This is a genomic window from Bacteroides sp. CACC 737 (genome assembly GCF_013874375.1).
GTDB classification, from domain to species: domain Bacteria; phylum Bacteroidota; class Bacteroidia; order Bacteroidales; family Bacteroidaceae; genus Bacteroides; species Bacteroides uniformis.
Genome location: NZ_CP059408.1, coordinates 2,650,959 through 2,665,197, shown reverse-complemented (window position 1 = coordinate 2,665,197; position 14,239 = coordinate 2,650,959). Strand labels below are relative to the sequence as shown.

8 protein-coding genes are annotated in these 14,239 nt (G+C 42.5%); 5 read left to right on the top strand and 3 right to left on the bottom strand.

Going from position 1 to position 14,239, the window contains the following annotated elements:
* Positions 1-81: 81 nt before the first annotated feature.
* Entirely contained in the window at positions 82-1,716 is a 1,635-nt protein-coding gene (locus H1A11_RS11570; protein WP_005827062.1) for an ABC-F family ATP-binding cassette domain-containing protein, read from the bottom strand.
* An 86-nt stretch (positions 1,717-1,802) separates the two neighbouring features.
* Here H1A11_RS11570 and H1A11_RS11565 point away from each other — a divergent pair, with 86 nt between their 5' ends.
* Complete coding sequence (locus H1A11_RS11565) at positions 1,803-2,204, top strand: response regulator (RefSeq protein ID WP_005827060.1); 402 nt, start codon at positions 1,803-1,805, stop codon at positions 2,202-2,204.
* Between the two features lie 68 nt (positions 2,205-2,272).
* Here H1A11_RS11565 and H1A11_RS11560 read toward each other — a convergent pair whose 3' ends face one another.
* Positions 2,273-3,103, bottom strand: coding sequence for a hypothetical protein (locus H1A11_RS11560; protein WP_181757240.1), 831 nt, complete (start codon positions 3,101-3,103; stop codon positions 2,273-2,275).
* A gap of 129 nt (positions 3,104-3,232) precedes the next feature.
* Here H1A11_RS11560 and H1A11_RS11555 point away from each other — a divergent pair, with 129 nt between their 5' ends.
* Complete coding sequence (locus H1A11_RS11555) at positions 3,233-4,663, top strand: CCA tRNA nucleotidyltransferase (protein ID WP_008664002.1); 1,431 nt, start codon at positions 3,233-3,235, stop codon at positions 4,661-4,663.
* An 8-nt stretch (positions 4,664-4,671) separates the two neighbouring features.
* Here H1A11_RS11555 and H1A11_RS11550 read toward each other — a convergent pair whose 3' ends face one another.
* Positions 4,672-6,924, bottom strand: a complete 2,253-nt coding sequence (locus H1A11_RS11550) for an inorganic phosphate transporter (protein WP_138345797.1) — start codon at positions 6,922-6,924, stop codon at positions 4,672-4,674.
* Between the two features lie 376 nt (positions 6,925-7,300).
* Between H1A11_RS11550 and H1A11_RS11545 the strand changes: the two genes are divergently transcribed.
* From H1A11_RS11545 to H1A11_RS11535, 3 genes are all read left to right on the top strand, one after another.
* The gene (locus H1A11_RS11545) at positions 7,301-8,986 is read left to right on the top strand and encodes a DUF6377 domain-containing protein (protein WP_022401141.1); all 1,686 of its coding nucleotides are present in this window, start codon (positions 7,301-7,303) and stop codon (positions 8,984-8,986) included.
* A gap of 296 nt (positions 8,987-9,282) precedes the next feature.
* A complete protein-coding gene (locus tag H1A11_RS11540) occupies positions 9,283-12,318 on the top strand; it encodes a TonB-dependent receptor (RefSeq protein ID WP_181757239.1) in 3,036 nt (1,011 codons plus the stop codon).
* Between the two features lie 42 nt (positions 12,319-12,360).
* A complete protein-coding gene (locus H1A11_RS11535) occupies positions 12,361-14,160 on the top strand; it encodes a RagB/SusD family nutrient uptake outer membrane protein (RefSeq protein ID WP_022401142.1) in 1,800 nt (599 codons plus the stop codon).
* Positions 14,161-14,239 lie beyond the last annotated feature (79 nt).

Here is a 14,239-nt window from a genome sequence, read left to right as displayed (position 1 = left end):
TAATATCTCTTAGTTAAGTGTTTAGTAAAATGAAAACAATATGTATCGGCCATTTGTTCGGACGCCGGGTTTAGCAGATGCTTATCGTTCCAGTTCGCGGAGGGAGTCCATTTTCTTCTTTTCAAGGAATTCGTAGATGCCGCTCAAGTGCTCTTTCACTTGTTTGTTGCCGAATTCATATACCTTGCTTACCAGTCCGTCCAGGAAGTCACGGTCGTGGCTGACGAGGATAAGGGTACCGTCAAAATCCAGTAACGCTTGCTTCAGGATATCTTTGGTTTTCATGTCCAGATGGTTGGTCGGTTCGTCCAGTATCAGCAGATTCACCGGTTCGAGCAAAAGCTTTATCATGGCGAGGCGTGTGCGCTCTCCACCGGAAAGCACCTTGACCTTCTTCATGGACTCTTCGGGGCCACCGAACATGAAGGCACCCAGCAGGTCGCGTATCTTGTTGCGGATTTCCCCTTTTGCCACATCGTCGATGGTCTGGAATACGGTCAGGTTCTCATCCAACAATGAGGCCTGGTTTTGTGCGAAATATCCAATCTGCACGTTGTGTCCTATCGTGAGGGTGCCTTCATGTTCTATTTCCTTCATGATGCACTTCACTAACGTTGACTTTCCTTCACCGTTCTTACCAACGAAAGCAACCTTGTCTCCCCGTTCTATGGTGAGGTTGGCATTCTTGAAGACCACATGGTCACCGTAACTTTTCCCTACTCCCTCCATGATGACGGGATAATTGCCTGAGCGGGGAGAAGGAGGGAATTTGAGGCGTAACGCTGAAGTGTCTTCTTCATCCACTTCCAGCAGTTCCAGCTTCTCCAGCATTTTTACGCGGCTTTGCACTTGCAGGGTTTTGGAGTAGGTGCCTTTGAACCGTTCGATGAATTCCTTGGTTTCGGCAATGAACTTCTGCTGGTCGTCGTAGGCTTTCTGTTGCTGTTCGCGGCGTTCCTTGCGGAGTTCCAGGTATTTGGAGTAGTTTACTTTGTAATCGTATATCCGTCCCATGGTCACTTCAATGGTACGGGTGGTGATGTTGTCTACGAATTTACGGTCGTGGCTGATGACGATGACAGCCTTTCCATTGCTGATAAGGAAATCTTCCAGCCATTGTATGGATTCTATGTCCAGATGGTTGGTAGGCTCGTCTAGCAACAGCACGTCAGGCTTTTGCAGCAACAGCTTGGCAAGCTCGATGCGCATGCGCCATCCGCCGCTGAAGTCACTGGTCTGGCGGTTGAAGTCTTCGCGTACAAACCCCAGTCCGAGCAGTGCTTTTTCCACATCCTCCTCGTAATTGGTGGAGTCGATGGCATAGAACTTTTCGCTTAAGGCGGAGACATTCTCGATAAGTTCCATGTAGCTGTCGCTTTCGTAATCGGTACGCGTTTCCAGTTCCTTGTTGAGGCGCTCTATTTCAGCTTCCATTTCATGCAGGTGGGCAAAGGCTTGCGCCGCTTCCTGGAATACGGTACGTCCGTCTTCCGTCATAAGGTGCTGTGGAAGGTAAGCTATGACACTGTCTTTGGGGGCTGAGATTTTTCCACGGGTAGGTTGTCTTACACCTGCCAGGATTTTCAATAATGTACTTTTCCCCGCTCCATTTTTACCCATCAGGGCGATACGGTCTTTTTCGTTGATAACGAAAGATATGTCACTGAATAAAGTAGTTCCGCCGAATTCTACGGCCAGTCCGTCTATAGAAATCATTATATATTTTTTTAATGAGTTGCAAAGATAGTGCAAATCTATTATTTTTTATATCTTTGCCCCTATATAAACAAAACGCATAGGTCATGGAAATAGAAAAAGTGTCAGGAGATTACCGTCCGCTTATTCTGGTTGCGGAAGATGATGATAGTAACTTTAAACTGATAAAGGCTATTATCGGCAAGAAATGCGAGATACTATGGGCAAAGAATGGTGAGGATATTGTAAATTTGTTCGAAGAGAATCGCGACAAAGCGGAAGCTATTCTGATGGATATAAAAATGCCTATTATGAACGGGCTGGATGCTACGGTGATTATTCGCAAGAAGGATAAGGAACTTCCCATCATCATGCAGACCGCTTACGCCTTTACTGCCGACCGTGAAAAAGCCTTGGAATGCGGAGCCTCAGAAGTGCTGGTAAAACCCATCACTCTGTCTGCTTTGCGTACATGTCTGAGCCGTTATTTACCTAAATTAGTTTGGTAAGGCTTTACTGATAATAAAAAGGGAACCGGATGACTAAGTAATGAATATATCATCCGGTTTCCTTCTTTTTATTCTTGTGCATTGTCTTTTCTCTCTTCCATCTTCTTTTTTACAAATTCGATTTTGAGATTGGCTTCCTCCATATTCTTCTTTATTTCCGTCATGGATGACAGCAGTTGTGCCAGCTCGTAGACGCTGACAAGGGCCTGGCGGTCGGCGGCAGTCATGGTGATGGAATAGGGACGTTCCCCTCGATAGTTGACTTTGATATTCTTGTCCTTGTTCAGATAAAGGAACCCCATGACGTTTCCGTCTTCTCCCAGTTTGAAGTCTGCCTTTTCAATCTTTTCACCGAGGTCAGTGGTTTCGTAGCTGTCTTTGGCGGCGGGTGTTTCGGCAAAACTGCCGTCGGGAGCAGTGACTTTGACGGCCACATGGTGGATATTATGGGCTCCGCAATAAATGGAAGTCATACTCATGACTCCGTTTTCGTCTACTTGGAAGCGGAGGAAAGAACGGTGCAGATTTTTTTCTATCACTTGGGAGGGATGCAGGTAATTGCCAATATTCTGGTATTCGGCATCTTTTTCAAAGGTGTATTTCCCTTTGATTGCGTCGAATTCCTTTTGCTTGGCTTGAAGCATACTGTCCAAGTAGACCAGGCTCTTTTCCTGCTCTTTCAGTTCCACTTCCTGCATCAGGCCGATGCCTGCACGGCGAGTTTCAAACGCTTTGGGATAGAGCACTTTGATACTGTCAATTAGAATCTTCGCTTCATTGTAGTTGCCGAGTTCAAACGCTTCGCGGGCAGCTTGTAGTTTTTCACCGGCTTTCTTCTCCACATCTTCGCAAGAGAAGAGTGTACAGCATAGGCATGCAAGGAGTATTACTTTTTTCATATTTGTTGTTCTTGGAGTTAGAGTCCACAAAAATAGAAATAATATCTTTATCTTTGCAGCATTTTAATGTGCAAATGTGCTAATAGACCATTAACACATTTGCGTATTCATTACATTAGCGCATTATTTATGATAGATTTGACGGCAGAAGAACTGAAGCAATATTTTAGTGATGATATATTCAAGCGGATATCCGAAACGGCTGATGAATTGGGATTGGAATGTTACGTAGTCGGTGGATATGTACGTGATATTTTCCTGCAACGTCCTTCCAAGGATATTGATGTGGTGGTGGTAGGCAGTGGCATTGCCATGGCCGAGGCGCTGGGTAAGCGTCTGGGGCGTGGGGCGCATGTTTCCGTCTTCAAGAATTTCGGTACGGCACAATTGAAGTACTATGGTACGGAAGTTGAGTTTGTGGGTGCAAGAAAAGAATCGTATACACACGATTCCCGCAAGCCTATTGTAGAGGACGGTACATTGGAGGATGACCAGAACCGCCGTGATTTTACCATCAATGCACTGGCTGTTTGCCTGAACCGGGTGCGTTATGGCGAGTTGGTCGACCCCTTTGGCGGTATTGGAGACTTGAAGGAAAAGACCATCCGGACTCCCCTCGACCCTGATATAACTTTCAGTGATGACCCTTTGCGCATGATGCGCTGTGTCCGTTTTGCCACCCAGCTGGGATTCTATATTGACGATGAGACATTCGATTCTCTGGAGCGTAATCGCGAACGCATCTCCATCATCTCCAAAGAACGCATTGCAGACGAACTGAACAAAATCATCTTGTCACCTATTCCGTCTAAGGGATTCATTGAGCTGGACCGCTGTGGTCTGCTGGAACTGATATTCCCGGAACTTGTCAGGCTGCAAGGCGTGGAGACGCGTAATGGACGCGCCCATAAGGACAATTTCTACCATACGCTCGAAGTACTCGACAACATCAGCAAGAAGACCGACAACCTTTGGCTACGCTGGGCAGCTCTTCTGCATGATATAGCCAAGCCTGCCACCAAGCGTTGGGAACCCCGTGCGGGCTGGACGTTCCATAACCATAATTTCATTGGCGAGAAGATGATACCCGATATTTTCCGCAAGATGAAGCTCCCTATGAATGAGAAGATGAAATATGTGCAGAAAATGGTGAGCCTGCACATGCGTCCCATTGTGATAGCGGATGATGTAGTGACCGACTCGGCAGTGCGTCGCCTCTTGTTTGAGGCAGGTGATGATATAGACGACCTGATGACACTGTGCGAAGCCGACATTACTTCCAAGAATATGGAGCGTAAGAAACGTTTCCTTAATAATTTTCAGTTGGTACGCCAGAAGCTGAAGGATTTGGAGGAACGCGACCGTATCCGTAATTTCCAGCCTCCGGTCAGTGGTGAAGAAATCATGAAGACTTTCGGCCTTTCTCCTTGCCAGCAGGTAGGTGCCTTGAAGAGTGCCATTAAGGATGCCATTTTGGACGGCATCATTCCCAATGAATACGAAGCCGCCCGTGCATTTATGTTGCAACGGGCGGAGAAGATGGGGCTTAAGGAGTTATAACTTATAACTCATAACTCTTCTTTTTCTGCCTGGAACTTGCGGCTTACTTTCATCAGGTTGATGGTGTAGGTCACTATGTTTTGGGCTTCTTGTATCATAGTCAGGTATACCATGCTGACTTTGATGCTGCCGCTCTGACTTTGGATGCGTTGCAGCTCTTCTCGTTTCAGGTGAGACAACTGGCCGTTGAGGTCGTTGGCTTTGCGAATCTCTGTTTCCAGTTCATCATAATTGTTCGTTTCCAGCTTGTGGCGGCATACTTGCAACAGATAGCAGATGTCTTCGGCTACGTCTGTAAATTCTCCTTTCTGAATGGCATCCAGCGGATTGAAGTTATTGTCTATGTGCTCCAAGCAAGGTTCGCAAAGACGGCCTACGCTGTACACCAGTTCGCTGGCAAAGTCGTTGCCTTGATAGTAATAGAGTCCTTTTTCCAGTACGGTATTGTTGTCGAGGCGGCACATGGCAAGTGTTCCGGTACGCTTCATCTGCTTGATGAGTTGTTTTTCGAATTTTACTGAGCCCATGGCACGACGCAGTCCGCGTAGATTCTCGTGTAGGAAGGAAGTGACGGTACGTTCAAAATTCTCTTCTGTGAATTCCATAATCTTCAGCAGTTCTTCACGGGTATGCTTGCGGAGTAATTCGATGACTTCGCTGTTGTCCGTGCTCTTCATCAACTGTTTTAGGGTCTCGTTGCCTTTTTCTTTCTCTTTGCGCTTCTTGTACATCACTTGGCTACGAATCAGCATGAAGACTGCCAGACCAATCAGTGCCAGGATGGCAACCGTACCGCCGAAATGGATAATTAATGCCACGAAAAAACAGATGGTGAACGCTGCTCCGGCAGTGATGAACCAACCGCCGATAACGCTGAGCACACCCGTAATGCGGAATACCGCCGAATCACGTCCCCAGGCACGGTCGGCAAGCGATGTACCCATGGCTACCATAAAGGTGACATAAGTGGTGGAAAGGGGGAGTTTCAAGGAAGTTCCCAAGGCGATGAGCAGACCAGCCAATACGAGATTGACGGAAGCGCGAACCAAGTCAAAAGCGGCGCCGTCGGCTATGATGGCTTCATCCTTCTGGAAGCGTGTATTCATCCACCGCTTGCTGCTTTCGGGCATTGTTTTGGATATTCCGTTAGCCAGGGTCATGCTGAAGCGTACCAGCGTGCGGGCTATCGGGGTACTTCCGAAGTTCTCTTCACCGTCATCCTGACGGGCAAGGTCCACGGAAGTTTTGATGACGTTGTGGGCTTTCTTGGATGTGCAGAGTGCATAGACCATGATAGCGCCTGCACCGATAAGGAAATACCACGGGGTTTTGGCTGCACCGAGGAGTGAGGACATCAGGAATCCGTCGGGGCCGGCGGCCGTACCATTGGCTGTATAGTCAATAAATGAGGAATATCCTGCGAGGGGAACACCGATAAAGTTCACCAAGTCATTGCCGGCAAAGGCGAGGGCGAGGGCGAAAGTACCCATCAGAACCACTACTTTGAAGACGTTTATCTTGCACCAATGCAGTATCTGCATCAGTATGGTGAAGAATACAAAGAAACCGGTTATCAGCAATGCGGTATTGTCGTGTATCCATTGCTTATTTTCAGGAGTCATGAATGAACTGTCTTTCAGCCCCTTTATCAGCATGAAGTAGATGATGCTGGTGGCAGCTATACCACCGAACAGCGCGATGCTGTATTTCATGTTCTTCTTGTAGTTGAAGGTGAACACGATACGTGCCAGCCACTGTACCAGCATACCGAAGAAGAAGGCAATGGCTACGGATACAAAAATGGCCATGATGACAGACAGCGCCTTGTCTGTATTGATGAGGTCGCCCAGTCCCAATGTATCGCTGTTATAGACCTTGATGAGCGCCAGTGCGAACGTACCTCCCAGCAGCTCGAACACCATGGATACAGTGGTGGAGGTAGGCATTCCCATAGTGTTGAAGACATCTAATAGCACGACGTCCGTCAACATGACGGCAAGCAGAATGCACATGATTTCGGCAAAGTAGAAGTGCTCCGGTTGATAGATGCCGTGTCGTGCAATGTCCATCATGCCATTGCTGAGTGCCGCACCGATGAAGACGCCAATGCCTGCAATGAACAGTATGGTTTTGAAAGATGCTGCCTTTGCTCCGACAGCCGACTGAAGAAAATTGACCGCATCATTACTGACACCTACCACGAGGTCGAAAATCGCGAGTACGAACAGAAAGATGACGATACCCAGATAAATTGTTTCCATAGACATGTATTTTATTTCCGGCTGCAAAGGAAAGAGTTTGGTGTTGCAGGGAAATGTCATACATGTTACAGAAATGTTACAAATGTTTTGGAATAGAATGGTATTGTGTTAAGAGCGATTGCTCTTATTCTCCTAATAATCATTAATGTTAAGCATTTAAGAGTAACAATATAAGTATAATAGAAGAGTGGATGCTTTTGTGTTTCGTATTTGGTTATTTCTATGTTAAGCAGCCAAATTACTAGTTAATTGTTTGCAGATGTCGAGAATTCTTGCGAATATTGCATACAAGTTGTGTGTAGAATTGATTGTAATTAGAACTTTGATATTAAAAATCAAAGATGTATGTAACTTTTTTAATTCATTTATTAAATAAATGAATTCTACCAACGAATATAGAAATATGAAAAACCATTTTTGTTTAAACCTATTCTTCTTACTATATTTGTTTTTTTGTGCTGGATGCAAGCAGCATATCTCAGATAGTGCTGCTAAGGCAAATGAGGCATTGTTTACTCAATTAGATAGTCTGATAGATAATTCTGATAAACTTATTTTGCAGAAAGAGGAGCGAATAGAGGCGTTGAAGCATTCACTAAGACAATCTAAGGCATTTGAGAAACAGTATGAACTTAATCAGGCTATTTATCAAGAATATCGTGTGTATGATGCAGATTCGGCTATGAAGTATACTACACAAAGCCTTGATTTAGCACGACAATATCATGATAAGAATCGTGAGATTGAATCTTTATTAGGTATTGGTTTTGTTTATACGGCTAATGGCTTGCTTAGTCAAGCCTCTGAAGTAATGCATTCACTCTGTTCTTCCAGTATGCCTCGCTACTTACGTTCGCGTTATTATGGTCAGATGCGTACTCTCTGCTCGCGGTTGCAACTCTATTCATTAGGTGATGATGCATTACATGAGCATTATGGTCAACTTTATGCGTTATATTCAGATTCAGTATTGCAGACGGCCACTCCTGACGAACCACGCTACCTTTATAGCCGTGTGTGGAAATATCAAGATGTTCCCGGTGCACAACGTATTGCCATTAGGGATGAGTTGGAAAAGGAAAAACAACGTCTTCTACCTAATAGTCGTAATTATTCTATTTTAGCTTATAACTTGGCTCTACTTTATGAAAAAGAGCACAACCATACCAAGTGGCTGGAAAATATGATTCTCTCAGGTATTGCTGATGTATATGCTGTGAATCGTGATATTGGTTCGTTATATGCATTGGCTTCCTATTTATATGAACAAGGTCAGTTGGACCGAGCCTATCGTTATAGTACTTATTGTTCTGATATCGGTATAACTTTTAAGAGCCGTGTACGACTGCTTCATCAGCAGAAGTTGCAGAGAAGGATACATCAAAGCTACATTGAACGTGATCATATGCAACAGAAGCAGCTAAAGCTATTCCTTTTATTTATTAGTTTTCTCACTATTGTATTGCTGATAGCTCTTTTCTTTTTGAGAAGGCAAACAAGAAGACGTAGGAAAGCTTTGGTTGAGCTACATGTGGCCAATGGTAGATTGAAGAGTCTTAATAGTGAACTGCAAAAGCTCAATTTGGTTCTACGTGACACAAATTATATTAAGGAGGAGTATATTGGTCAGGTATTCAAACTTTGTTCATCCTATATTTGCCGTATGGAGGAGTATCGTAAAAAGTTAAACCGTAAATTAAAGGCTGGGCAACTTGAAGATTTAAAGAAGATGATTAGTTCTACTTCTACCATGAGCGATGAAATGAAGGATTTTTATGAGAAATTTGATTCCATTATTCTACATTTATACCCTGATTTTGTAGAGCACTTCAATAGTTTGCTACGTCCCGAAGAACATATTGAAGTGAAGTCTGGGCGGCTTAATACAGAACTTCGTATTCATGCTTTGATACGAATGGGGGTAACGGATAGTGAGAAGATTGCAGAATTTTTGCACTGTTCACTGCAAACCGTATATAATAATCGTTCTATAACTTTAAATAAATCTTCGCTCAGTAAGGAGGAATTTCTTCGAGCTGTGAAAGAGGTTTGTAAAAAGTAATTTGAAGACTGAGCGTTTCTCTCATTTTTTACCCACATGTATATAGATAATTGCCATTCAATAGCTTAATACTATCGAATGGCAATTATCTATATACATGTTTTTGATTACCGATTTAATTTAAATCACTACTGAAAATCTATTGAGTCTGTCTGTAATTGAAAGATAATCAGCAATATATAACTTTGTGAATTTACCAAATCCTCTACCAGTGAATATAATCGGTTGTTACATTGTCTAATTTTGCTCTCGAGATTTTTTACACACAAGTTCCTATTAACTTAAAAATGTAATTTATGAAAACCAGACAAAAATCGAGAGACGCAAGTGGTATTTTGCTTGTCTGTCTTATGTGGATGCTGTCACTTTCAAGCTCACTTCATGCACAGACATGGAATATTAACGGAAATGTGACAGATGAACAAGGAGAACCGATAATCGGTGCCAATGTAGTGATACAAGGTACGGGTACGGGCACCATTACCGATGTAGAAGGAAACTTTAAACTCGCTTCAGTGACTAAGGGGGCGGTAATGGAGATAAGTTTCATTGGGTATATATCCAAGACATTGCAGGTGAAAGACGCATCATCGTTAAAGATTGTACTGAAAGAAGATAACCAGGCACTGGATGAGGTGGTAGTAGTAGGTTATGGTGTACAGCGCAAAAGTGATCTTACAGGTTCGGTTGCTTCAGTTAACTCGGATGTACTTGAAAGTCGCCCACAAGCTAATTTGATTCAATCTTTGCAAGGAGCAGTTCCAGGATTGAATATTAGTGTGACGGGTAGTAATGCTGAAGGTTCGTCCACTACTACACGTATTCGTGGTAACAACTCCATTACGGCCGATAATAAACCTCTTGTTATTCTTGATGGAATACCTTTTGATGGTCCATGGTCGGAAATCAATCCCAATGATGTAGAGAGTATAGAAGTATTGAAGGATGCCTCTTCAGCAGCCATTTATGGTGCTCGCGGTTCTAACGGTGTAATCCTTATTACTTCTAAGCGCGGTAAGAAAGACAGATTGACGGTATCATACGATACTTATGTTACTATTGACCAGCCTATCAATTTACCTCGTATGATGAATGGCAAAGAATTCTATAAGTATAAATCTGAAGCTTTCAAGGCTACCAATACTACTCCTCCTACAGAAGAGAATCCTGAACCTTGGTTAGATAACTTTACTCCTACTGAATTAGCTATGTATGCTGCCGGTCAGAGTACTAATTGGATGAAGTTGGCAACACAGACCGGTATAAAACAACAGCATAACCTTTCTTTCCGTGGTGGAGCTAACAAAACCAGCTATTTCATTTCATTGAACTATACGGATGTGAAAGGAACTGCGGTAGGCAATGAGTTCAAGCGTTATAATATACGTTTCAATCTTGATCAGGAGTTTAATAGTTGGTTGAAATTTTCTACTACTACACAGTTAGGTCGCTACGATCGTAGTGGTAGCAGTGCTTCTTTTTGGCGGGCTATAAAACAAGTTCCGTTGGGACGTGCTTATAACGAGGATGGTTCACTTACACTTTCTGCTACTGAGGACTCCTCTTCAGCTTTCAGCATTAATCCGTTGGGATCTCTTAATAATAAGACAAAAGATATCCGTGCAAAGGTTATCACTAATAATGTGCTTGAGGTAAAGTTTCCCTTTATTAAAGGGCTGAGCTATAAATTGAATACAGGCTTCACTTACCAAAACAGCTCCTATAAGAATTATCAAGGTTTGGATACCTACGAAGGAGCTAGTGCTAATGGCGTATTGAATACTGATGACTGGCATTCAGAAGAATGGATTTTGGAGAATATTATTTCTTATCAACGTGAATTTGGCAAACATCGTATATTTTTCACAGGATTATATTCTGCTCAAAGCAAGGAATATGAACAGAATACAATGGAAGGTAAGAATTTTCCCAATGATGTGATGTATTATTACCAGATTTCTAAAGCTGCCACAATGTCTGGTAATTCCAATTATTATAAAGAAAATCATATTTCACAAATGGGGCGTTTGAATTATACTTATGATGATCGTTACTTGTTAACTCTTACTGCTCGTCGTGATGGTTACTCCGCTTTTGGTGAAAGTTCTAAATTCGGCGTTTTTCCTTCAGCCGCTATTGGATGGAATATTTCCAATGAATCTTTTTTTAAAGACAAGCCTATAAGTGAAACCATTAGCAATCTGAAATATCGCTTGTCATGGGGTAAAAATGGCAATGAGGCTATCAGTGCTTATAGTACACTACCTAATCTTTCAACTTACAATTATCTGAATGATGATCATACTGCACAGTTTGGTTTCTATCCGTCGAAGTTAGCTTCGCCCGGTTTAGGTTGGGAAACTACTACATCTATTAATACTGGCTTTGATATTGCACTTTGGAATGGACGTATTCAGAGTTCATTTGATATTTATTGGTCTAAAACCAAAGATTTGCTGCTTTCCCGTTCTATTCCTACCATTAATGGTACTGGCTCTATTACTGAGAATCGTGGACAGACCCGTAATCGTGGTTTTGAATTCCAGATAACTTCTAATAACATTACACATAAGAGTTTTCGCTGGAGCACCTCTTTCAACCTCTCACACTATCGTTCGGAGATTGTAGATGTTGGTTTGTATGATGCTAATGGAAAGCCGGTTGATGATGTGGCTTCCAAGTGGTTTATTGGTGAACCTATCAATGTGAACTATGATTATAAAATTATCGGTGTATGGCAGATTGCTGATCCGTCTAACCCGACAGGGCAGCAAGATCCTAACTATCGTAATTCGTATCCTGGATATGTGAAATACCTTGATGTAGATGGTAACGATATTACAACGGCTGATAAGACTATTATAGGGTCGGCTATTCCTAAAGTAAATATGAGTTTGATGAACACTTTTGAGTACAAAAACTTCACTCTGAGTGTGTTCTTAACGGCTCAGTTAGGACAAACCCATCTGAATGCCTTGTATGATACAAGCCATAATTCATATCGCCAGAACCGTTTTTTGGTGGATTTTTGGACTCCAGAGAATCCTACGAATAGCTATCCGAAAAATAGTTTGAATAGTGATGTGAATCCAGAGGGAGCCAGTTTCTATGAAAAGACAGATTTCTTACGTATTTCCGACGTTACATTGGGTTATAATTTCCCACAACAATGGTTGCGTCGTACTTTCATCAAACGGCTCAATCTTTACATGAACATTAAGAATTTGGCTACAATAACTGGCTGGACAGGTATGGATCCGGAATTTCTCAATGATCAATTGGCTGCTCCTCCAGTACGTTCGTTCACTTTTGGACTAAAGTTAGATATTTGATGAGAGTAATATATCATAAAAAGCTAAAATGAAATTGCACATATGAAAAAAATAACATATTTCAATGTCTTAGTGTTTACAGTATTATTGCTCACTATGGGCGGCTGTAATGAGGATAAGTTTCTTAAGGAAGATCCTCGTGATGCACTTTATCCTGAAAATTTACTTGTAGATTACAATGGATTTAAATCGATGATAACGCCTCTTTATGGTCTTATGCGTGCAGAGTATCGCCGTGCTGATGCAATGGGAGGAAGTATTGCGCTCTGTCTGCATTCTGCCTGGGGTGGAGGGGTAGATAATTCATGGGCCAATAATAGTCATGCGGAAATGAAGTTCCTCTACAATCCCAAAGAGATAACTTACACTGATCTTGCTATTTGGAATAATATTTTCCAGTGGGGATATCGTATCATCAACACTGCCAATATGGTTATCTCAAGAGCTGACAATGATGGCATTAACTGGGGAAGTGGTGCTGATGCTGAAAATCGTAAAAATGAGGTGTTGGCCGAAGCTCGCTTCTTCCGTGCTTGGGCTTACCGTCACCTTACCTATTCATTTGGTGCAGTGCCCCTTTCAACACAAGAAATTACAGGATTGAATTATCGTGATGATTGGGACCGTGCTTCCTTGAGTAGTATTCGCGAAGTGATGGCAGAAGATTTCCAGTTTGCAGTCGATAACCTTCCTTTGCGTACTTCTAATAATAGTAAAGTCTCTGGTGCTGTAGCACGTCACTATTTGGGTGAACTTTATTTGGCAGAAGGTAATGCTGAAAAAGCAGTTTCAGTACTGAAACCATTAGTGGAAAGTGGAGAATATTCCCTTATAAATCAACGCTTTGGTAGTAATGCTTCCAATGATGGATGTCCTTTTATTGACGTATTTTATACTCCTATGTATGCTGATGGAAATACGGAGGTGCTACTGGCTTTCATTAACACAGAAGAGGAGAATAGTGCCTATGGTACTGCAAATGTCTATATGACTACAACTTATAAGAACTATTATGCTAATGATGGCGATTGTAAAAAGACAAACCAGCATAATCCGGACTATATCAATAACGGTGGTGAAGGTTCATTTGCACAAGTCTTTTGGCAAGCTAATGGTGGTAAGGGAGCCGGACGTGTAGTTCCTTCCAGAGGAGCACTTCGTTTGTACAATTATAAAGGAATGGGAGAACAAGATGACCGTGTATCTGCCAATGCTATCGTATGGAGTATTAATGATGTAGATGCTGCCGGCAATGTAACCAAGGTATTTGATTTAGGTGGTACTGCACTTATTGATACTACGGTTAATGCAGCCATGCTAACTTCTACTTCCATTAAAAAATATGATTGGCCTACTACTCGTAAATGGGATTATACTCCACCTATTTTGGCTAATGCAGCTAATGATGGACACTATGCGGACATTGTTTATTTACGTTTGGCAGATACATATTTACTTTATGCAGAGGCTCTTTACAAGAGTAATCAAGTAGGTGAGGCCATTAAATGGATAAATAAAGTACGTAATCGTTCCAATGCTGTAAGTATTACTGAAGATGATCTTAGAATCGGTGGTATGGATTTCATTCTTGATGAACGCAGCCGTGAACTGCTTACGGAGGAAGAACGTCGTCATACATTGGTACGTGTTTGCCAAGAAAATGGTGGTGACGAACGTGATACCAATAACTATTTCAAACGTCGCATGCGTGAACTCAATGAGATAGCTGGTATTGCAGGACGTGGTATGGATGAATATGAAACTCCTGTCCTTTTCCCGCTGCCGCAATCATTCATTGATGCCAATACTGGTAATCCTTTGGAAAATAATCCGGGGTATTGATAGATAATAGTCAGATATAAATACCGCATATAAAACGGCTTTGTATATATCGGTGTTTATATCTGATTTAGATTCATAT

What these genes read in the sequence shown, in the direction of transcription:
- H1A11_RS11560 (WP_181757240.1), bottom strand. Translation starts at nt 3,103, where the DNA reads ATGAAAAAAGTAATACTCCTTGCATGCCTATGCTGTACACTCTTCTCT.
- H1A11_RS11555 (WP_008664002.1), top strand. Translation starts at nt 3,233, where the DNA reads ATGATAGATTTGACGGCAGAAGAACTGAAGCAATATTTTAGTGATGAT.
- H1A11_RS11550 (WP_138345797.1), bottom strand. Translation starts at nt 6,924, where the DNA reads ATGGAAACAATTTATCTGGGTATCGTCATCTTTCTGTTCGTACTCGCG.
- H1A11_RS11535 (WP_022401142.1), top strand. Translation starts at nt 12,361, where the DNA reads ATGAAAAAAATAACATATTTCAATGTCTTAGTGTTTACAGTATTATTG.
- H1A11_RS11545 (WP_022401141.1), top strand. Translation starts at nt 7,301, where the DNA reads ATGAATTCTACCAACGAATATAGAAATATGAAAAACCATTTTTGTTTA.
- H1A11_RS11570 (WP_005827062.1), bottom strand. Translation starts at nt 1,716, where the DNA reads ATGATTTCTATAGACGGACTGGCCGTAGAATTCGGCGGAACTACTTTA.
- H1A11_RS11540 (WP_181757239.1), top strand. Translation starts at nt 9,283, where the DNA reads ATGAAAACCAGACAAAAATCGAGAGACGCAAGTGGTATTTTGCTTGTC.
- H1A11_RS11565 (WP_005827060.1), top strand. Translation starts at nt 1,803, where the DNA reads ATGGAAATAGAAAAAGTGTCAGGAGATTACCGTCCGCTTATTCTGGTT.